This window comes from Pseudomonas sp. PMCC200344, from assembly GCF_030053095.1.
Taxonomy (GTDB): Bacteria; Pseudomonadota; Gammaproteobacteria; order Pseudomonadales; family Pseudomonadaceae; genus Aquipseudomonas; species Aquipseudomonas svalbardensis.
In genome coordinates this window covers 4,799,939-4,818,854 of record NZ_CP125618.1, presented here as the reverse complement: position 1 = coordinate 4,818,854, position 18,916 = coordinate 4,799,939, and the positions used below count along the sequence as shown (strand labels likewise).

Below are 18,916 nucleotides of genomic sequence, written 5' to 3'. Positions count from 1 at the left end.
CGCCAGCTGCTACACGGATCGAGGCAGGCAAATCACTGCTGTCAGGCCACCACCGGACGTTTCTTCCAGGCTCAACTGCCCACCCAGGCGTTCGGCCGCTTCGCGGGCGATGGTCATGCCCAGTCCGACGCCACCGGAGTTGCGGTTGCGCGATCCTTCCAGACGAAAGAACGGCTCGAACACGGCTTCACGTTTATCCGCCGCAATACCCGGCCCATGGTCGATGACCCGGATCACCAGGGTTTCGCGCGTGTCTTCAAGCGTAATCATGGCCTGCCCGGCATAACGCAGGGCATTGTCCAGCAGGTTGTTGATGCACGAACGCAAGGCCATCGGCTGCACTTGCAGCGGCGCGCAGTGGCCGCTGGTCAGAACATCGGCGCCCTGGTCCTGGGCGTTTTCACTCAGGGATTCAACCAGCGCCTGCACATCCATCCATTGCACAATTTCACTGGTCCGCTGTTCATGCAGGTAAGTGAGGGTGGCGTCGAGCATGCCAATCATGTCGTCCAGATCCTGGCGCATCTGGCCTTGCAGTTTGTTGTCGTCGATCTGCTCCAGTCGCAGCTTGAGCCGCGACAGCGGCGTGCGCAGGTCGTGGGAGACGGCGCCAAGCATCCGCGAGCGTTGCTGTACCTGTTCCCGAATGCGTTGCTGCATCTTGTTGAAGGTGTGCGCCGCTTGCCGTGCTTCCCGTGGGCCGGACTCATCCAGCGGCGGGCTGTCGAGGTTTTCGCTCAGTCGCTCGGCGGCATCGCTCAGGCGCTGGATCGGTCGGCTCAGCAGTTTGGCTCCGTACCAGGCGGCGATGATCAGCGAGACCAGTTGAAAGGTCAGCGGTACCAACGGGCCGCCGAACCACGGCCGCGGTGGCCGATTTCCGAAGCGCGGGTCCATTGGCGGGCGCTGTCCGTCGAAGTTTTCGGAAAACCCCGGCGGCGGAGGGGGGGGCGGCGGGCCGTAATAGTGAAACCAGAAAAACGCCAACAAGTGCGCCAGGATGATCGCCACCAGCAGCATGCCAAACAGGCGGCCGAAGAGCGTATCGAAGCGCACACGCATCAGCCGATGTCTCGGGCGTCGAACAGGTAACCCTCACCGCGAACGGTTTTGATCAGTTGCGGGGCTTTCGGGTCATCACCGAGTTTCTGGCGCAGGCGCGAGACCAGCAAGTCGATGCTGCGATCAAAGGCTTCGATCGAGCGACCGCGAGCGGCATCCAGCAGTTGTTCGCGGCTGAGTACCCGGCGCGGACGTTCGATGAACACCCAGAGCAAACGGAACTCGGCGTTGGACAGCGGCACCACCAGGCCATCAGCGGCGATCAATTGGCGCAGCACGCTGTTCAGGCGCCAGTTGTCGAAACGGATGTTGGCCCGTTGCTCAGTGCGATCGTCGCGTACCCGGCGCAGGATCGTCTGGATGCGCGCCACCAACTCTCGCGGTTCGAACGGCTTGGCCATGTAGTCGTCGGCACCCAGCTCCAGGCCGATGATCCGGTCGGTGGGTTCGCAGCGGGCGGTGAGCATCAGAATCGGGATGTCCGATTCGGCGCGTAGCCAGCGGCACAGCGACAAACCGTCTTCGCCGGGCAGCATCAAGTCGAGCACCACCACGTCGAAATGCTCTGCTTGCAGCGCCAGGCGCATCGCGGCGCCTTCGGTGACGCCGCTGGCGTGAATGTTGAACCGGGCCAGATAGTCGATCATCAGTTCGCGGATCGGGACGTCATCGTCGACGATCAGGGCGCGAATGCTCCAGCGTTTGTCATCGCCGGGCGCTTTTTGATCGTCGTTCACAGGTGCGTGGAGGTTGTGCATGTGTGCGTTCATCTGCCAGGTAGGCTGCCAACCACAAAGATGGGCTGCGAGGTTGTGGTTTCAGCATAGGCGTCCGGCCCGGAGGCGGGAAGTGCTGTAAGGACGTGTTGCGGCTGCCGAAGGTAACGTTGAAGGGTGTTGCAGGCGTGTCATGTGTGTATCTGACTCGACACAATGGGTGCAAGGGCTAGTCTTGCTTGAGCCGCCTCGACGAATTACCGATCATCGGGTCCCGCAGAGGCGCTGGTTCCGCTACAATGCGCGCCGATTTCGACCTGCCTGAGAGCCCACTCATGTCCGCCTGCCAGACTCCTATCATCGTCGCCCTGGATTTCCCCACCCGTGACGCCGCACTGAAGCTGGCCGATCAGTTGGACCCGAAGCTGTGCCGGGTCAAAGTCGGTAAAGAATTGTTCACCAGCTGCGCTTCGGAAATCGTTGGCACCCTGCGTGACAAGGGTTTCGAAGTGTTCCTGGACCTCAAGTTCCATGACATCCCGAACACCACCGCCATGGCCGTCAAGGCGGCTGCGGAAATGGGCGTGTGGATGGTCAATGTGCACTGCTCCGGTGGTTTGCGCATGATGGCCGCGTGCCGCGAAGTGCTCGACCAGCGCACCGGTCCGAAACCACTGCTGATCGGCGTGACCGTGCTGACCAGCATGGAGCGTGAAGACCTGGCGGGTATCGGTCTGGATATCGAGCCGCAGGAGCAAGTGTTGCGCCTGGCCGCGTTGGCGGAAAAAGCCGGGATGGACGGTCTGGTTTGTTCGGCTATGGAAGCTCAGGCCCTGAAGTCGGCGCACCCGTCGTTGCAACTGGTGACCCCGGGGATTCGTCCGGCGGGCAGCGCCCAGGACGATCAGCGCCGCATTCTGACCCCGCGTCAGGCGCTGGATGCCGGTTCGGATTATCTGGTGATCGGCCGTCCGATCAGCCAGGCCGCGGATCCGGCCAAGGCGCTCGCCGCTGTGGTAGCCGAACTGGCCTAAACGCCGCTAAACCTGTGGAAGCGAGCCTGCTCGCGAAAGCGGTGTATCAGTCAACATTGATGTCGACTGACACTCCGCTTTCGCGAGCAGGCTCGCTCCCACATTGGTTTTGTGGCGACTATAAATGTCGGGTTAAACCTTCAGAACCAACTTCCCGAAATTCTCGCCGCTGAACAACTTCATCAGCGTCTCCGGGAACGTCTCCAGTCCTTCAACAATATCTTCCTTGCTCTTGAGTTGCCCCTTGGCCATCCAGCCGGCCATTTCCTGTCCGGCGGCGGCGAACTGCGTGGCATAGTCCATCACCACAAAACCTTCCATCCGCGCGCGGTTGACCAGCAGCGACAGGTAGTTGGCCGGACCTTTGACCGCTTCCTTGTTGTTGTACTGGCTGATGGCGCCACAGATCACCACCCGCGCCTTCATGTTCAGACGACTCAACACCGCGTCGAGAATGTCGCCGCCGACGTTATCGAAATACACATCGACGCCTTTCGGACATTCGCGCTTGAGGCCGGCGTGGACGTCTTCGTTTTTGTAATCGATGGCGCCGTCAAAACCCAGTTCGTCGATCAGGAACTGGCACTTGTCCGCGCCCCCGGCAATGCCGACTACCCTGCAACCTTTGATCTTGGCGATCTGCCCGGCAATGCTGCCCACCGCACCGGCCGCGCCCGACAGCACCACGGTGTCGCCAGCCTTTGGCGCGCCGACATCGAGCAGGGCGAAATATGCGGTCATCCCGGTCATGCCCAGTGCAGACAGATAGCGCGGCAGAGGCGCCAGTTTCGGATCGACCTTGTAGAAACCTCGTGGCTCGCCGAGGAAGTAATCCTGCACGCCCAAGGCACCGTTGACGTAGTCCCCGACCGCGAAGCCCGGATTATTCGAGGCAACGACTTTACCTACGCCCAATGCGCGCATCACTTCGCCGATACCGACCGGCGGGATGTAGGACTTGCCCTCGTTCATCCAGCCTCGCATGGCCGGGTCCAGGGACAGGTATTCGTTTTTGACCAGGATCTGACCCGCAACCGGTTCGCCGACCGGTACTTCTTGATAGGTGAAGGTCTCGCGGGTCGCCGCGCCCACCGGACGTTTGGCGAGCAGGAACTGGCGATTGGTCTGGGTAGTCATGACAGGCACTCAAGATGAATGAAGACTTGTTGATAGACCTTCATGAACGATGCCGCAAGTTTGGCTGATGCGGCGAATGCACATCGATCCAGTGCAGTGATAGTCGAGCGGGCGGTTTTATCACTATCACTCATGGGTACCCAACCGGCCTTCTGATAGTGCTGCCGCGCCGCAGGCCCTTGTGGCTAGATTGAGAACACGCGATCCCCTGCATCTTCTCTTCGAGGACATAACAATGAGCATGACGTTTTCTGGCCAGGTCGCCGTTGTAACGGGCGCCGCCAATGGCATTGGCCGCGCGACCGCCCAGGCGTTCGCCGCTGAAGGCTTGAAAGTGGTAGTGGCCGACCTAGACGTGGCAGGTGGTGAGGGCACGGTGGCGCTGATTCGTACCGCTGGCGGCGAAGCCACCTTCGTGCGCTGCAACGTCACACTGGAAAGCGATGTAAAAAATCTGATGGACGAAGTGGTCAGTACCTACGGCCGTCTCGACTATGCCTTCAACAACGCGGGCATCGAGATCGAGAAAGGCAAGTTGGCCGAAGGCACGGTCGATGAGTTCGACGCGATCATGGGCGTCAACGTCAAAGGCGTCTGGTTGTGCATGAAGTATCAGTTGCCATTACTGTTGGCCCAGGGCGGCGGTGCAATCGTCAACACCGCATCGGTAGCCGGCCTCGGAGCGGCGCCGAAGATGAGTATTTACGCGGCGTCGAAACATGCGGTGATCGGCTTGACCAAATCGGCGGCCATCGAATACGCCAAGAAAAAGATTCGCGTGAACGCGGTGTGTCCGGCAGTGATCGACACCGACATGTTCCGCCGTGCCTATGAAGCCGACCCGAAGAAAGGTGAATTCGCCAATGCCATGCACCCCGTCGGGCGCATCGGTAAGGTCGAGGAAATCGCCAGTGCGGTGTTGTACCTGTGCAGCGACGGCGCAGCGTTCACCACGGGGCACTCGCTGGCGGTAGACGGTGGCGTCACGGCATTCTGACCAAGCACTGCAGCGTAGGAAAAAACCCGCATTTGTGCGGGTTTTTTTTCGGTTCCTTAACGGGGCTGGGCAATGTGTTTCAAATGGTTAGAACCGACGGTTTTAGCGGCGTTGTCGCACAGCTGATCGACCAATCCTGTGATTAACTGTTTCCCGCAAAACGGACAGGAGTTTGCTTGCTCATGGAGTTGAGAATCGATCGACAGGCAATGGTGCCGGTCGTACAGCAAATCGTCGACGCACTAGCCTGCTGGCTTCGCCGTGGCGAGGTGCCGCCGGGGACGCGTTTGCCTTCCGTGCGGCAAATCGCCCGGATCAATTTGCTCAGTCAGTCCAGCGTCGTTGAGGCCTGTGAGCGTCTGGTGGCTCAAGGAGTGCTGGCGTCGCGTCATGGCGCCGGTTTCATTGTCGCCATGCCAGCGCCGGCCGCTCAAGGGCAACAGGACTGCCCCTGGTTCGAGGGGGTAGAAACGAAGCAGGGCGGCACTTCGGGCGAACTCAAACTGGGGTGTGGCGGACTGCCCGAGAGCTGGCGCGAAACTGACGACTTGAGCTACGCGATCCGTCAGGTCAGTCGCACCGACATGGCCGGCCTGTTCAGCTACAGCACGCCGCTGGGCCTGCCAGCCTTGCGCCAGCAGATCCACAAACGCCTGAAACAGCTGGATATCGTGGTGGAGGAAAGCCGGATCCTGACAACGGCGGGGGCCAGTCAGGGGCTGGACCTGATCGTGCGGACCTTGTTCAAGCCGGGTGATTGCGTGGTGGTGGAGAGTCCCGGTTATTCCTTGCTGTTCGATTTGCTCAGGCTGCACGGTGTCAGCATGATCGAGGTGCCACGAACCCCGCACGGACCGGACATTGAAGTGCTTGAGGCACTGCTGGTTAAGTACAGGCCCTGCGGGATCTTTATCAATAGCTTCTATCACAATCCCACTGGCAGCAGCCTGGCGCCGGCGGTGGCGCAGCGGGTTCTGCAATTAGCCAAAACTTATGGCCTTCTGGTGATCGAAGACGACGTCTATGCGGATTTGCACAGCGGCCCCGGTACGCGCCTCGCTGCGTTGGGTATCGATGACAACGTGATCTACGTCGGCAGCTACTCCAAAACCCTCAGCAGTTCGTTGCGGGTCGGTTTTGTAGTGGCCGGCGCCGGGGTTATTTCGCGGCTGGCCGAGGTCAAGATGATCAGCAGCATGGGCGCTTCACGGTTTTGCGAGTCGGTGCTGGCAAGCCTTTTAGCCAGCGGTGCCTACCGCAAATTGGTCCAGCGCCAGCGCCAGCGTTTGAGCAATGACAGGGAGGCTGCGTTGCAAGTGCTTGAAGACGCCGAATGGGAGGTTTTCGGCAAGCCGGTTGGAGGCCTGTTCATCTGGGCGCGATCGCGGATGTCCGACTACGCTCAGGTGCGCAAACAAGCCCAGCGCTTCGGTGTCCTGTTGTCTTCAGCGACGGCATTCAGTCCCACCGCAGAGGCCAGTGGCTGGCAGCGTATCAATGTGGCCTATGCCTGTGATCCGCGAGCCCGGGCGTTTTTTCAGGCCACCGCTCGGGATCGACCTCAAGCGTTCTGAAAACGACGTGGGCGTAGCTATTTGCCATTATTCCGACGCCGGAGACTTGTGTTGATACAGGCCCGTTGCGAATCTGCGTCAACAGACTATGTCAGGGGACTAAGTGCAATGATTTCGGCCGTGCAAGGACGTTTTGCCAACCTCGGTATGGCGAAAAAACTGGGTGTCGGGTTTGTACTGGTGCTGCTGTTGACCGCCTTGGTGGCGGCCATCGGCGTATGGTCCTTGCAAACCATCAGCCAGCGCTTCGATGGGCTCAAGCAGATGTCGTCGCTCAACAGCGGTTTGCTCAAGGTGAGACTGCTCGAGCAGGAATACGCCTTGCACGGCAACCCGAAAACCGCCGATGCGCTGCGCGAGGGCGTTGACGGCCTGATCGCCCTGGCGACCCAACTGAAAGCGGCGTCTGCGGCCAACGTGCCGGTGATGAATGACGTCGAGCAGTCTTTGGGGGCTTACCGAAAGGCCTTTGACGAGTTCGTCTCGCTCAGCCAGGCCAAGGACCTAGCACTGGAGATGGCCAGTTGGTCGGTGTCCAGCGTGGCCAATAACCTCGACGTGTTGCAGGCCGGGTTGGCCGATGACGGCGCTTATACCTTGAAGGAATCCGAAGGCAAGGACGGTGGGCAGTTTATCGAACAGGCCAATCAGGTCAGCCAGGTGTCGCGGTTGATGTTGCAAGCCATGAACGAAGCGCGTGTGCGCCTGGACCTGAGCCGAAAGGGCGACGACAGCGCAGGGCAGGGCAAGATCGAGCAGGCCGACCAGGCACTGACGCAGGCCGAGCAGCTGAAAACCACGGTCAAGGATGAGGGTTACCAGACGGTCCTCAATGAAGTGGTCGGGCACATTGGCGGATTCAGCGAAAAACTCGCCGAGTACACCGGCCTGCTGGCGCAGGAAAAAACCGTTTATCAACAGCTGCATCAGCGCGCCGCTCAGGTGGTGGAGCGGGTGGACCAGGCCTATGTCGCCGAAGACCAGTCGATGCAGGCGGAGCTGAAAAAGAACTCGCTGCTGATCATCGGTTCCTCGGCGCTGGCGTTGCTGGTCGGGCTGATTGCGGCCTGGGTGATTACCCGGTTGATCGTGGCACCGCTGCGCAGCGTGATCCGTGTTGCTCAACAGATTGCCTCTGGCGATTTGAGTGCGACGGTTGAAGTGACCCGTCGTGATGAGATCGGGCAGCTGATGCAGGCCATGCAGCAGATGGGCGCGGGGCTTAGCAGTATTGTCAGCGGTTTGCAGGCGGGTATCGAACAGTTGGCCAGTTCAGCGCAGTCACTATCGGCGGTGACCGAGCAGACCAATCTTGAAGTCAGCAGCCAGAAGGAAGAAACCGAACAGGTCGCTACCGCGATGAATCAGATGACCGCCACCGTGCACGACGTTGCGCGCAACGCGGAGGAGGCCGCTCAGGCGGCGCAGACAGCTGACGGCAAGGTTGAAAGTGGTCAGCAGGTGGTGCGCCAGAGCATGGCGCGGATCGAACAGTTGGCAGATTCCGCCACCTCGGCCAGTTCGAGCATCGAAAGTTTGAGTGCGGAAATCCAGAACATCGGCACAGTGCTGAGCGTCATCAAGAGTGTGGCCGAGCAGACCAATCTGTTGGCTCTCAACGCCGCGATCGAGGCGGCTCGAGCCGGCGAGCAGGGCAGGGGCTTTGCGGTGGTGGCCGATGAAGTGCGGGCACTGGCCAAGCGTACTCAGCAGTCTACCGAGGAGATTGAGCGACTGGTGAGTGCCTTGCGTTCGGCGGCTCAGTCTTCTGTTCAGCAGATTCAGAACAGTGGCGAGCTGGTGAAGCTGGCGGTGAGTGATGCGTTGCAGACTGAGAGTGCGCTGGGGAGTATCGCAGCGGCAGTGTCTTTGATTCAGCAGATGAACCAGCAGATTGCAGCGGCTGCCGAGGAGCAGAGTTCAGTGGCTGAGGAGATTAATCGCAGTGTCACGAGTATCCGGGCGAGTGCAGATCAGTCTTCGTTGGCGATGCAGGGGAATGCGGCTTCCAGTATTGAGTTGGCGCAGTTGGGGGTTGAGTTGAAGGGGATGGTGGGGCACTTTCGGCTCTGAGGCGTATACCTATCAACTGTGGGAGCCGGGCTTGTCGGGTCGCCGCATCGCCGCGATGGCGGCCTGACGGCCGACCTGTTTTTTTAGGGGGGGGGGCACGCCAAACTCAACGCAAAAAAAAAGCCACCTGTTGGTGGCTTCTCTGTTTTTTGTGATCAGTCGTAGATCACTTTTTTCTTCCAGTCCGCATCGGCCTCGACGTCTTTGAGGCCTTCGGTCAGCTGGTTCACTTCGCCTTCTGCCGGGGCGATGTTGTCCATGACTTGTGCGTTGGCGCGAGCCAGGAGTTTTTCCAGGTATTCCAGCTGTTCGGCGTAGACCTGGGGTTCCTGTTGTTTGCGCAGGTATTGCACGCCGCGCTCGAATGCCAGGCGGGCCTGGCCGGGCTGGTTCTGTTGCAGGGCGTGCTGGCCGAGGTTGTTGAAGAATTCGATGTGCAGCAGGACCAGGAGGTGGCGAACTTCGCGGATCCAGCGTTTGGCTTCGTTGGTTGGCAGGAAGCCGTCCTGTGCGGCGCGGGTGATTTGGCCGTGCATGGCTTCGAGCAGGAAGCGTACGTCTTTAGCTTTGGCTTCGGTCTGGATCGGTGCCGGCGGGTTGTTGACCGGGATCGATTCGCCCTGGCCGACCAAGGCGCTCAGTTCGCCAATCCGTGCCTTGAGGTTGGAGCTGGTTTTTTCCAGATTGAGCAGGCGTTGGCAGACGTTCAATTCCAGACGGGTCAACAGCAGCTTGAGTGCCGGTGTCATCAATTGGCCGGGAAAGGTCTCGGTGATTTCGCCGCAACGACGCAGACGATCGTTGAGCTCAACCTTGGCGCGGGCCTTTTCCAGCTTATTGTTTTCCACCACATGGTTCATGTAGCCAATGGCGATCAATAGTGCGATCCCGGCTATGACTAGCAGGGTGATCATGAGTGGTGTCACCGGTAAGACCTCTTTATGGGGTTCGCGTGCGAGTGTAGTGGCTTGGCATTGGGACGCATAGCGCCACTCAGCGAGTTGAATCGGCTACTGCACTGCCTGTATCGGCCGCGTTCCTGCTTATATAAGTAATAGCGTGCGAGGTGCACAATGCCATCATCTTTGGCGTAGGTGGACTATAACGTCTTGGCGGGTGTCAGAATATAGGCGTCAAACCCCGGGCGACGGAAAAGCCCGATTAGTGTCTCAAAGCAGGGCGAAGTCATTGATTTAAATAAATTTATATCTGGGGGTTGACGACCCCTCAATCCATCCATAGAATGCGCGCCACTTACAGCGTAAAGCACACAGCGAAACGCGGTAGGGAGTGAATGTTGTACGTGTGTCCCCTTCGTCTAGTGGCCTAGGACACCGCCCTTTCACGGCGGTAACAGGGGTTCGAGTCCCCTAGGGGACGCCATATGCGGGAATAGCTCAGTTGGTAGAGCACGACCTTGCCAAGGTCGGGGTCGCGAGTTCGAGTCTCGTTTCCCGCTCCAATTTTAAACAGCGTTGCTTTCGGGCAGGGCTGAGTGAAACCAGAACCAGCATCTTCGGATGCGGATTTGGGCACTGAAATACACACCATGTGTTTCAGTTAGCGTGTCCCCTTCGTCTAGTGGCCTAGGACACCGCCCTTTCACGGCGGTAACAGGGGTTCGAGTCCCCTAGGGGACGCCATTTGCGGGAATAGCTCAGTTGGTAGAGCACGACCTTGCCAAGGTCGGGGTCGCGAGTTCGAGTCTCGTTTCCCGCTCCATATTTAACGAAAACGCCGCTCAGCAATGAGCGGCGTTTTTGTTTGCGCGTCTTTTATGGCGCAACAGAAAACAACCTTCTTCGGGAAATGCCGATCAGGTAAGCCAAGTCGCACCTTGTAGCAGCTGGCGAAGCCTGCGTTCGGCTGCGCAGCAGTCGTAAAACTGAGCGCGAGGTAGTCCTGAAGGACCGCATTGCCTGATTTCACGACTGCTGCGCAGCCGAACGCAGGCTTCGCCAGCAGCTACAGGGTATGCGTTGCTACGATCAAAGCAGTGGACCCGCCAAAATAGCGGGTCCGAAAGGGAATCAGAGCTTCGGCAACTGCCCAATACGCCCCATCATCTCGGTCACGATCTGCAGGTCCAGCAAGAACTGGTCGACGGTCTTGAACTCGTTGTCAGTGTGGCCGGTGTACTTGATCTCGGGCCTGGCCAGGCCGAATTGCACGCCATTGGGCAGTTCATGGACCGAGGTGGCGCCGGCGGAAGTACCGAACGTGTGTTCCATGCCAAGGTTTTCGCTGGCCACAGCCAGCAGGGCCTTGACCCATTCACCCTCGGGGTTGCGGTACATCGGCTCGGCGATCGAATAGTCGAAGGCCACCGCAACGTGGGTCTTCTTGCTCCAGGCGCCAAGCTTTTCGGCGATTTCGGCTTTGAGCACTTCGGGGGATTTGCCCTTCGGCACCCGCAGGTTGACCGCGAGCTTGAAGGCTTTCTCATCCATCCCGACATAGGTCAGGGAAGTGGTCAACGGTCCCATGAAGGCATCGGAAAAGCCGACCGCCAATTTGCCACCCAGGTAATCCAGCCCCCAGTTGTCGGCGGCGTAGCGAGCAGCATCGGTAATGTGGTTGTGCTTGAGCGCGACTTTTCCGTCAAGGCTGTTGATGAAATCCAGCATCCTGGCCACCGGGTTAACACCTGACTCGGGCTCGGAGGAGTGGGCCGAAACGCCGGTGACCGTCAGCTTGACGTCCTTGCCGACGACCTTGGCGGTTACCTCGAAGTTGCCGACATTGCGCTTGGCATAATCGCTACCGGCCTTCTGCAGGCTGGCGGCCAATTCAGCAGGCTTGTCACTCAAAAGGGTGGAGACCGATGTCGACGGAATCTGGTTGGTGGCCATGCCGCCCGTCATCGAGATGATTTCAGCGCCCTTGCCCTCGGCCTTGCGCTTGGCAAAGTTCGCCATGACGGTGCCGTAGCCTTTCTCGGCAATCACCACCGGGTAGCCGCCATCCAGCGCCAGGTTGTAGTTGGGTGTCGGGTTGTTTTCGAAGTAATAAGGGATGGCGTCGCCGGTAGTTTCTTCGGTGGTGTCGACCAGCAGCTTGAAATTCCTGGCCAGCGGCAGCTTCTCTTCCTTGATGACCTTCATGGCATAGAGCGACACCACGATGCCGTTCTTGTCATCCTCGGTGCCCCGGCCATACAGGCGGTCGCCGATCAAAGTGACCTTGAACGGATCAAGTTGGGTGCCGTCTTTCAGGACCCAGTTCTCCGGCGTCACGGGCACCACGTCGGCATGCGCGTGAATGCCCACGACTTCATCCCCACTGCCTTCCAGGGAGATCTCATAGACGCGATTGTCGATGTTGCGAAAGTTCAGGTTGAAGGCCTGGGCAAGGCTTTTGATCTTGTCGGCGATCTTGATGAATTCGGGATTGTCGTGCTGGGCAACGCCATCCACACGGAAGGTCGGGATGGCCACCAACTCGCGCAGGGTCTCAGTGGCGGCGCTGCCGTACTTCACGCGTGCATAGAGGCCGAGCAGGCGATGGATCTCGTTCTGCTGTTCTGAAGAAAGGGTCTTGTTGTCGAGAAAGGCACTGATGGCCGGGCCGAGGTCGTCGGTTTTGCCAAGGTCGCTTTTGGCCAGGCCTCCCAGGAACTGCCTGAAATCCGTTACCGATGCGTCGCTGAAGGTCTTGAGGATAGCCGCGCTCTGTTGCGGGGTGATGTTAGCGTGCGCTGTCAGGGTGAACGACGAAAGGCTGACCAGTATCAGAGTCGACGCGGCCAGGTGCTTGAGTGAGAAATTCATTGCTGGGGGCATTCCTTTGCAGGCGTTTGTGAGAAGTTGCTGATCGATGGGACAAGAAAACGTTCCCAAACTAACACCACGAGTGAGCAGTCCGGGAGTCCCTGAAGTGAGATCTGTCGCACAGAAATGCAAAAGCGACGCAGAAACGGAAAAGGCCCGCCAGTCGACTGAGCGGGCCTTTTGCATGGCCGCAGATTTTACATCGACAGAATCAGGCGCCCGGCGAACAGGATCAGAATCACCCCCATGGTGCGTTCGAACCAGTGCCCCATGCGCATAAACAGCAGCCGTACCCGGGCACTGGAAAAGAACAGCGCGACGATCACAAACCACAGCGCATTCACAAAACACATCCAGATTCCGTAAAGCGCCTGGATCTTCAGTGGCGTTGTGGTGCTGATGATGGTGGTGAAGATCGCCAGGAAAAACAGTGTGGCTTTCGGGTTGGTCGCGTTGGTCAGGAAGCCGGTGGTAAATGCCTTCAGCAAAGTTTGTTCTGCGACCGGTTCGTCAGGTTTGTCGCCTTCCAGTACGGTCTTGGGCTTGCTGCGCAGCAGGCTGACACCGAGGTACAAAATGTAAGCGCCACCCACAACCTTGGCCACCGTCAGCAGCCAAGGCGTCGTGTGCATCAGCGCGCCGACCCCGAGCAAGGTGTAAAGCACGTGCACGGAAATGCCCGCACCGATGCCCAGCGCCGTGCAAATCCCGACCAGTCGACCGAAGCGCACGCTCTGGCGGATGGTCACTGCGAAGTCCGGTCCGGGTGCAACCACGGCCAGAAAGTGGATAGTTGCCAGCGCCAGAAACTCGCCCAGGTAATTCGAAAGCATTTCAACTCCAGAAAGTAAGGGGTGAAGCATTGCCGCGATAGCCGACAAAGAACGAAAGGCTCAAGCGCGGATCAGCCACACCCGGTGTCACCGAGTGCATGCAGCGCGAATTGAACATGATGAAATCACCCGGCTCGGGAAGAATCTCCAGGGTCGGAGTCCCGAGCAGAGCCGGATCGATTCCGTAACTGTCGCCACGCATTTCGTCAAACTGGTCCGGGGAGATGTCGTGGTCCCACATCTGCAGTGCACCGCCCTCGGCGGGCATGTTCAGGTAAACATTGCAGGCGAACTGCGCTTCCAGGCTTTTAGCCTGGTAACTGTCCGGGGCGTCCTTGGCGAAAATGTCGTGGTGGGCCAGAAAACAGATCCCGGGTTTTACCACCCGGGACAGCCCGACATACATCTTGCGACCGTACAGATTTTCCAGGTGCGCACCCGCCGGCCAGGACTCGTCGAGCATGCAGCGCAGTGTGTCGACGGGGGACGAATAGGGCGCACACCGGTTGCGTAACTCCGCAATGTTGCGGGTGGCGCGTTCGAAATAATCTTCGATCAGCAGCGGCTGGTTTTCCGCTTCATAAAACGCCATGCCGATGCGACCGATGCTCGGCGCATTGATATAGCCTTCAAAGCCCGGGGCGAGGATCTTGTCGCCAATCTGAATCGCCAGCGGCTTGGGCAACAAGCCTTTGACGCGGACGGCGAGGACTTCTTCGTTGGCCAGTTTTTTTATGCACGTCTCATCGAGACGCTCGACGTCAAGCATCATGTCTTAGGTCCATCTATCAGATAGTCAACAGAACCCGCGACCGCAGGTTCCCCCGGCGTCAGGCGATGACAGGAACGGTATCGCCCAAATGCTCAATCCACGCTGTAGTGGACTGATAGCGTTCCCTTCTTCAGTGAAAGGGAAGTGATCGTGACCGTGCCCAAATCCTTCAGGCTGCGTACATGGGTGCCGCCGCAGCCGTAGGCGGGCAGTTCACCGAAACCGATTTCCCGGGCGCCTTCACGCATCGATGTCAGGCGCGGAAAATCATGGGCGATCCACTGCTCGATGCCGTGCTGAACCATCTCGGCATCAACCTCTTTTGCCGACTCTGCCGGTTTGAATTGCACGCGTCCTTCGCCCGGCCAGTGATGAGCCTTGATCGGCATCCAGCCCATGGCCTGGACGAAGTGGCCGATCAGGTGGCCGGCGGAATGCATGCGTGAGTTGAACTGGCGGCGTTGTTCGTCGACCCGAATCTGAGTCATGCCCGGTTTTACCGGATGGTCGACGAAATGAATGATCCGCTCTGGATCCTGAACAACCCGCAGGACCCGGCTTTCGCCGATCCAACCGGTGTCAAAGGGCTGTCCACCGCCTTGGGGATGAAACAACGTGGCGCGCAGCACCACGGCAAATTCGTTCTCATGGGGCGTGCAATCCAGGACTTCCACATTGGCCTTGAGGTCATCACTATGGAAAAAGAGGCGAAGCGTCATATTCCATGCCCTTATTAACAATTCTATTTTTTATTATATGGAGCGTGGAATTGCGTGATAATCCGTTCAAACATCAAAGGACTGTTGCGCTGTGAGCATAAATCTTCCACTGCCATTGCTCGGTGAAATGGCGATCTTCGTCAAGGTTGTCGAGACTGGCAGCTTCTCCGAGGCTGCTCGACAGTTGGGTTCTTCACCCTCGGCGGTCAGTCGCAGCATTTCGCGCCTGGAGAAGGCGCTTGCCACCCGTTTGCTGCAGAGAACCACGCGCAAGTTGCGCTTGAGCGACGGAGGGGAAGAGGTGTTCAAGCGCTGCCAGGAGATGGTCAGCGCAGCCAAATCGGTGATGGAAATCAGCGGCCAGTTCACCCATGAAGCGGAAGGACTGGTGCGCGTCAGTGTGCCGAAGGCGGTGGGGCGTTTCGTGATTCATCCGCATATGCCGGAATTTTTGCGTCGCTATCCCAAAGTGGACGTGGAGCTGTTGCTCGAGGACCGCCAGGTGGATTTGATCGACGACAACGTTGATCTGGCGATTCGTATTACAGATCGGCCACCTGCTGGACTGGTCGGGCGGCAATTGCTGACCATCGATCATATGCTCTGTGCAACGCCGCAATACCTGGCTGAACACGGCACACCGACCCATCCCCACGACTTGCTCAACCACAGCTGCATCTATCTGGGCGAAACGCCGAGCGATGCACGCTGGAAATTCAAGAAAGGCACCAAGGCTGTAACCGTTGGCGTGCGCGGACGTTATGCGGCCAATCACACCGGCGTGCGGTTGGGCGCAGTGTTGCAGCACATCGGGATTGGCAGCCTGCCGTATTTCACCGCACGTTATGCGCTGGAGCAGGGACTGATCGTGCAGGTGTTGCCGGACTGGACCTTTCTGGCGTCTTACCACGGCGGTGCCTGGCTGCTGCATTCGCCGACCCGTTATCTGCCACCGAAGTTACGGGTGCTGATCGACTATCTGGTGGAGTGCCTGGAAAAGGAACCGACCCTGAGCAAGCCTGGCAAGTTGAGTGGCTCGGGTAAGGTCGCGGTAGAGTATGAGTTGCCGGAGAGTGATGGATTGCTCTGAAGCGAAGATCAAAAAAAGGCCCGCATGTTCAACCATGCGGGCCTTTTGTATTTCTGACCGGGGATCAGTGTTTGCTGTCGTCTTTCGACATCGCCAGCAGCTGTTTTTCCTGGTTCCAGTCGAACGGTTCGTCGTTTTGTTCGGCTTCGAAACGACGTTCTTCCAGCGCCTGGTACAAGTCGATTTCATCGTCGGGCATGTAATGCAGGCAGTCACCGGCGAAGTACCACAGCAGGTCGCGCGGGACCAGGTGAGCGATTTGCGGGTAGCGGGTGATCACCTGGCACAGAATGTCCTGGCCCAGGTATTGGCTTTCGATCGGGTCGACCGGCAGCAAAGCACGCAGTTCGTCGAAGCGCTCCAGGAACAAGGCATGGCTTTCTTCGGGAACCTGTTCGGCCTCACCTACGGCGACCAGGATGCTGCGCAGGTGGTCGAGCAAGACAAGATGATCGGCAACGACATTGGACACGAGATAAGTCCTCAAGAGCAAAACGGGCGCGGGAGTATAAAGCCCCTGCGCCCGTTTTTACATGGTGGAGAGTACAACATGGATCAGCGGACCTTTCCGTCTGCCAGCGCCAGCTCCTCTTTGTCGAAATCATCGACATCAATCACCTTGCGCCGCGCCGCTTCGGCGTCACGCAAGGTCTGCGCTTCCCCGGGCTGCAACACGCCAGCCTCAAGCGCTGCATCGATGACGTGTTCCCCGGCGACCGGTTTGACCTGGCCGCTTTTGAGCGCGACATGAAGTTTTTTGCGCAGCGGTTGCGCGGCACTCAGCAGGTTACATGCATGTTGCAGGGCGCCGACCGGGTCATCAGTGGATTGCGGCCGGTAGCAACCGCCGAGCAACTCTTCCAGGGTCGGATCGCCCTTGGCGCGACCGATCACCGCCGCCACTTCGGCGCCGAGTTTGTCCGATGGCCCTTTGTGACGACGCCCGAACGGGAACACGATCACCCGCAACAGGCAACCCAACACCTTATTCGGGAAGTTGCTCAGCAGTTCATCCAGCGCTCGTTCCGACTGACCCAGGCTTTCTTCCATGGCCCAGGTAAACAGTGGCGCCATGTGCTCCGGTGAATCGAGGTCGTGGTAACGCTTGAGTGCGGCGGAGGCGAGGTACATGTTGCTGAGTACATCCCCCAGACGCGCCGACAGGCGTTCACGACGTTTCAGTTCGCCGCCCAGCAACATCATGCTCAGGTCAGCCAGCATGGCGAACGCGGCAGCCTGACGGTTGAGCGCACGGAAATAACTCTGGCTGAGCTTGTCTCCCGGAGCGTGTTCGAAGTGACCGAAGCCGAGGTTCAGCACCAGCGTGCTGGCAGCATTGCTCACGGCAAAACCGATGTGTTTGAGTAGCAAGCCGTCGAATTCTATGAGTGCCTGATCCTTGTCTTCACGGCCGGCGAGGGCCATTTCTTTCAGTACGAAGGGATGGCAGCGAATTGCTCCCTGACCGAAGATCATCAGGTTGCGCGATAGAATGTTCGCGCCTTCCACGGTGATGAAAATCGGCGCGCCATTCCAGCTGCGACCGAGGTAGTTGTTCGGCCCCATGATGATTGCCTTGCCGCCATGAACATCCATGGCGTGGCTGATGCACTCGCGGCCGCGTTCAGTGAGGTGGTACTTGAGAATCGCCGACAGCACCGATGGCTTCTCGCCCAAATCCACTGCATTGGCGGTGAGCATCCGCGCGGCGTCCATCATCCAGGCGTTGCCGCCGATACGGGCCATTGCTTCCTGAATACCTTCGAAGGCCGACAGTGGAACATTGAATTGTTCACGGACCTGAGCGTACTGGCCGGTCACCAGACTGGTGAACTTGGCGGCGCCGGTGCCGACCGCTGGCAACGAAATCGAACGCCCGACCGACAGGCAGTTCATCAGCATCATCCAGCCTTTGCCGAGCATTTCCTGGCCGCCGATGAGGAACTCCAACGGTACGAAGACATCTTTGCCGGAGTTCGGGCCGTTCATGAATGACGCGCCCAACGGCAAGTGACGGCGGCCGATGTCAACACCGGCGGTATCGGTCGGGATCAACGCCAGACTGATGCCCAGGTCCTCCTCCTCACCCAGCAGGTGATCCGGGTCGTAGGCCTTGAAGGCCAGGCCGAGGAGTGTGGCGACCGGGCCCAGCGTGATGTAACGCTTTTCCCAGTTCAGGCGCAGGCCCAAGGTTTCCTTGCCTTCCCATTCACCTTTGCAGATCACCCCGGTGTCGGGCATGGAGCCGGCATCAGAGCCGGCCAGTGGGCCGGTCAGTGCGAAGCACGGGATGTCATCGCCGCGCGCCAGTCGTGGCAGGTAGTGGTTGCGTTGCTCGTCGGTGCCGTAATGCAGCAGCAGTTCGGCCGGACCGAGGGAGTTGGGGACCATCACGGTAGAGGCAAGGTCGCCGCTGCGGGTCGCCAGTTTCATCGCCACCTGGGAGTGGGCATAAGCGGAGAAACCTTTGCCGCCAAACTCCTTGGGAATGATCAGGGCGAAGAAGCCGTTTTCCTTGATGTAGGCCCAGGCTTCGGGAGGCAGGTCCATGGTTTGACCGATCTGCCAGTCGCTGACCATGGCGCAGAGTTCTTCGGTCGGGCCGTCGATAAAGGCCTGTTCCTCTTCGCTCAGCTGTGCTTTTGGATAGGCCAGGAGTGTGTTCCAGTCCGGGCGACCGCTGAACAGTTCGCCGTCCCACCACACGGTGCCGGCTTCAATGGCGTCTCGTTCGGTTTCCGACATCGGCGGCAGGGTTTTCTGGAACCAGCTGAACAGCGGCGCGCTGAAGTATTTGCGGCGCAGGTCGGGCAACAACAATGGTGCAGCCACAGCCGCGATCAACACCCAGAAAATCAGCAACAGCCAGCTTGGCGCGTGGCTGAAAACACCCATCGCCACCAGGTAGACGGCGACGATACCCAAGGCCGGCAGTGGAGCGATGCGTCGGTGGGCTAAATAAGCAAACCCGACAACCAGAACCAGTATCCACAACAGCAGCATATTTAATCCTCCGTGAAACCAGGGCAAAACCAACGTTCAGAGCTTAGACGGCATCCGCAAAACAGGGTGGTCAGAGCGATGTGATTGAATTCGTGGGAAACCATGGATGAGTTTTGTAGGCCCGGTGGGCAGGCCG

15 protein-coding genes and 4 tRNA genes are annotated in these 18,916 nt (G+C 59.0%); 9 read left to right on the top strand and 10 right to left on the bottom strand.

The window, feature by feature from the left end; genetic code table 11:
- Nucleotides 1–9: 9 nt before the first annotated feature.
- Nucleotides 10–1,062, bottom strand: a complete 1,053-nt coding sequence (locus tag QFW87_RS22070; protein WP_283188885.1) for a HAMP domain-containing sensor histidine kinase — start codon at nucleotides 1,060–1,062, stop codon at nucleotides 10–12.
- A complete protein-coding gene (locus tag QFW87_RS22065) occupies nucleotides 1,062–1,820 on the bottom strand; it encodes a response regulator (RefSeq protein ID WP_283181288.1) in 759 nt (252 codons plus the stop codon). The genes QFW87_RS22070 and QFW87_RS22065 overlap by 1 nt, the downstream gene beginning before the upstream one ends.
- A gap of 293 nt (nucleotides 1,821–2,113) precedes the next feature.
- Here QFW87_RS22065 and pyrF point away from each other — a divergent pair, with 293 nt between their 5' ends.
- Nucleotides 2,114–2,812, top strand: a complete 699-nt coding sequence (gene pyrF, locus QFW87_RS22060; protein ID WP_178122744.1) for an orotidine-5'-phosphate decarboxylase — start codon at nucleotides 2,114–2,116, stop codon at nucleotides 2,810–2,812.
- Nucleotides 2,813–2,944: 132 nt separating this feature from the next.
- Here pyrF and QFW87_RS22055 read toward each other — a convergent pair whose 3' ends face one another.
- Nucleotides 2,945–3,949 carry an NADP-dependent oxidoreductase gene (locus tag QFW87_RS22055; protein WP_283181287.1) on the bottom strand — a complete coding sequence of 335 codons (1,005 nt, stop codon included), beginning with the start codon at nucleotides 3,947–3,949 and terminating at the stop codon, nucleotides 2,945–2,947.
- Nucleotides 3,950–4,184: 235 nt separating this feature from the next.
- Here QFW87_RS22055 and QFW87_RS22050 point away from each other — a divergent pair, with 235 nt between their 5' ends.
- The 3 genes from QFW87_RS22050 to QFW87_RS22040 all read left to right on the top strand — a co-directional run bounded on the left by QFW87_RS22050 (nucleotide 4,185) and on the right by QFW87_RS22040 (nucleotide 8,593).
- Entirely contained in the window at nucleotides 4,185–4,946 is a 762-nt protein-coding gene (locus QFW87_RS22050) for an SDR family oxidoreductase (RefSeq protein ID WP_283188884.1), read from the top strand.
- Between the two features lie 182 nt (nucleotides 4,947–5,128).
- Entirely contained in the window at nucleotides 5,129–6,520 is a 1,392-nt protein-coding gene (locus QFW87_RS22045; protein WP_283188883.1) for a PLP-dependent aminotransferase family protein, read from the top strand.
- 108 nt (nucleotides 6,521–6,628) lie between these two features.
- Nucleotides 6,629–8,593: a methyl-accepting chemotaxis protein gene (locus tag QFW87_RS22040; protein WP_283188882.1), complete on the top strand. Its 1,965-nt coding sequence runs from the start codon at nucleotides 6,629–6,631 to the stop codon at nucleotides 8,591–8,593.
- A 155-nt stretch (nucleotides 8,594–8,748) separates the two neighbouring features.
- Here QFW87_RS22040 and QFW87_RS22035 read toward each other — a convergent pair whose 3' ends face one another.
- The gene (locus tag QFW87_RS22035) at nucleotides 8,749–9,507 is read right to left on the bottom strand and encodes a hypothetical protein (RefSeq protein WP_283188881.1); all 759 of its coding nucleotides are present in this window, start codon (nucleotides 9,505–9,507) and stop codon (nucleotides 8,749–8,751) included.
- A 393-nt stretch (nucleotides 9,508–9,900) separates the two neighbouring features.
- On the opposite strand from QFW87_RS22035, the gene QFW87_RS22030 reads away from it, so the two are divergent.
- The 4 genes from QFW87_RS22030 to QFW87_RS22015 all read left to right on the top strand — a co-directional run bounded on the left by QFW87_RS22030 (nucleotide 9,901) and on the right by QFW87_RS22015 (nucleotide 10,315).
- Nucleotides 9,901–9,976, top strand: a tRNA-Glu gene (locus QFW87_RS22030).
- A 3-nt stretch (nucleotides 9,977–9,979) separates the two neighbouring features.
- Nucleotides 9,980–10,055, top strand: a tRNA-Gly gene (locus QFW87_RS22025).
- 105 nt (nucleotides 10,056–10,160) lie between these two features.
- Nucleotides 10,161–10,236 (top strand) — tRNA-Glu (locus QFW87_RS22020).
- A 3-nt stretch (nucleotides 10,237–10,239) separates the two neighbouring features.
- Nucleotides 10,240–10,315: transfer RNA gene (locus QFW87_RS22015), tRNA-Gly, on the top strand.
- 308 nt (nucleotides 10,316–10,623) lie between these two features.
- Here QFW87_RS22015 and QFW87_RS22010 read toward each other — a convergent pair.
- The 4 genes from QFW87_RS22010 to QFW87_RS21995 form a co-directional block, all read right to left on the bottom strand.
- Complete coding sequence (locus QFW87_RS22010; RefSeq protein ID WP_283188880.1) at nucleotides 10,624–12,363, bottom strand: dipeptidase; 1,740 nt, start codon at nucleotides 12,361–12,363, stop codon at nucleotides 10,624–10,626.
- A gap of 197 nt (nucleotides 12,364–12,560) precedes the next feature.
- Entirely contained in the window at nucleotides 12,561–13,196 is a 636-nt protein-coding gene (locus tag QFW87_RS22005) for a LysE family translocator (protein ID WP_283181280.1), read from the bottom strand.
- Nucleotide 13,197: 1 nt separating this feature from the next.
- Complete coding sequence (locus tag QFW87_RS22000; RefSeq protein ID WP_283181279.1) at nucleotides 13,198–13,968, bottom strand: 2OG-Fe(II) oxygenase; 771 nt, start codon at nucleotides 13,966–13,968, stop codon at nucleotides 13,198–13,200.
- 92 nt (nucleotides 13,969–14,060) lie between these two features.
- Nucleotides 14,061–14,687 (bottom strand): alanyl-tRNA editing protein, encoded by a 627-nt coding sequence (locus QFW87_RS21995; RefSeq protein ID WP_283188879.1) that lies wholly within the window; start codon nucleotides 14,685–14,687, stop codon nucleotides 14,061–14,063.
- Between the two features lie 91 nt (nucleotides 14,688–14,778).
- On the opposite strand from QFW87_RS21995, the gene QFW87_RS21990 reads away from it, so the two are divergent.
- Nucleotides 14,779–15,777, top strand: a complete 999-nt coding sequence (locus QFW87_RS21990) for a LysR family transcriptional regulator (RefSeq protein ID WP_283181277.1) — start codon at nucleotides 14,779–14,781, stop codon at nucleotides 15,775–15,777.
- Between the two features lie 64 nt (nucleotides 15,778–15,841).
- Here the strand turns inward: QFW87_RS21990 and QFW87_RS21985 are convergent, their stop codons facing one another.
- Nucleotides 15,842–16,249 carry a PA2817 family protein gene (locus QFW87_RS21985; RefSeq protein ID WP_008152400.1) on the bottom strand — a complete coding sequence of 136 codons (408 nt, stop codon included), beginning with the start codon at nucleotides 16,247–16,249 and terminating at the stop codon, nucleotides 15,842–15,844.
- A gap of 83 nt (nucleotides 16,250–16,332) precedes the next feature.
- Nucleotides 16,333–18,780, bottom strand: coding sequence for an acyl-CoA dehydrogenase (locus QFW87_RS21980; protein ID WP_283188878.1), 2,448 nt, complete (start codon nucleotides 18,778–18,780; stop codon nucleotides 16,333–16,335).
- Nucleotides 18,781–18,916: the final 136 nt, after the last annotated feature.

Bases quoted from the DNA above. Each gene is read 5' to 3' on its own strand.
- pyrF (WP_178122744.1), top strand. From the start codon at position 2,114: ATGTCCGCCTGCCAGACTCCTATCATCGTCGCCCTGGATTTCCCCACC.
- QFW87_RS22005 (WP_283181280.1), bottom strand. From the start codon at position 13,196: ATGCTTTCGAATTACCTGGGCGAGTTTCTGGCGCTGGCAACTATCCAC.
- QFW87_RS22055 (WP_283181287.1), bottom strand. From the start codon at position 3,949: ATGACTACCCAGACCAATCGCCAGTTCCTGCTCGCCAAACGTCCGGTG.
- QFW87_RS22010 (WP_283188880.1), bottom strand. From the start codon at position 12,363: ATGAATTTCTCACTCAAGCACCTGGCCGCGTCGACTCTGATACTGGTC.
- QFW87_RS22040 (WP_283188882.1), top strand. From the start codon at position 6,629: ATGATTTCGGCCGTGCAAGGACGTTTTGCCAACCTCGGTATGGCGAAA.
- QFW87_RS22045 (WP_283188883.1), top strand. From the start codon at position 5,129: ATGGAGTTGAGAATCGATCGACAGGCAATGGTGCCGGTCGTACAGCAA.
- QFW87_RS22070 (WP_283188885.1), bottom strand. From the start codon at position 1,062: ATGCGTGTGCGCTTCGATACGCTCTTCGGCCGCCTGTTTGGCATGCTG.
- QFW87_RS21980 (WP_283188878.1), bottom strand. From the start codon at position 18,780: ATGCTGCTGTTGTGGATACTGGTTCTGGTTGTCGGGTTTGCTTATTTA.
- QFW87_RS21995 (WP_283188879.1), bottom strand. From the start codon at position 14,687: ATGACGCTTCGCCTCTTTTTCCATAGTGATGACCTCAAGGCCAATGTG.
- QFW87_RS22050 (WP_283188884.1), top strand. From the start codon at position 4,185: ATGAGCATGACGTTTTCTGGCCAGGTCGCCGTTGTAACGGGCGCCGCC.
- QFW87_RS22000 (WP_283181279.1), bottom strand. From the start codon at position 13,968: ATGATGCTTGACGTCGAGCGTCTCGATGAGACGTGCATAAAAAAACTG.
- QFW87_RS22035 (WP_283188881.1), bottom strand. From the start codon at position 9,507: ATGATCACCCTGCTAGTCATAGCCGGGATCGCACTATTGATCGCCATT.
- QFW87_RS22065 (WP_283181288.1), bottom strand. From the start codon at position 1,820: ATGCACAACCTCCACGCACCTGTGAACGACGATCAAAAAGCGCCCGGC.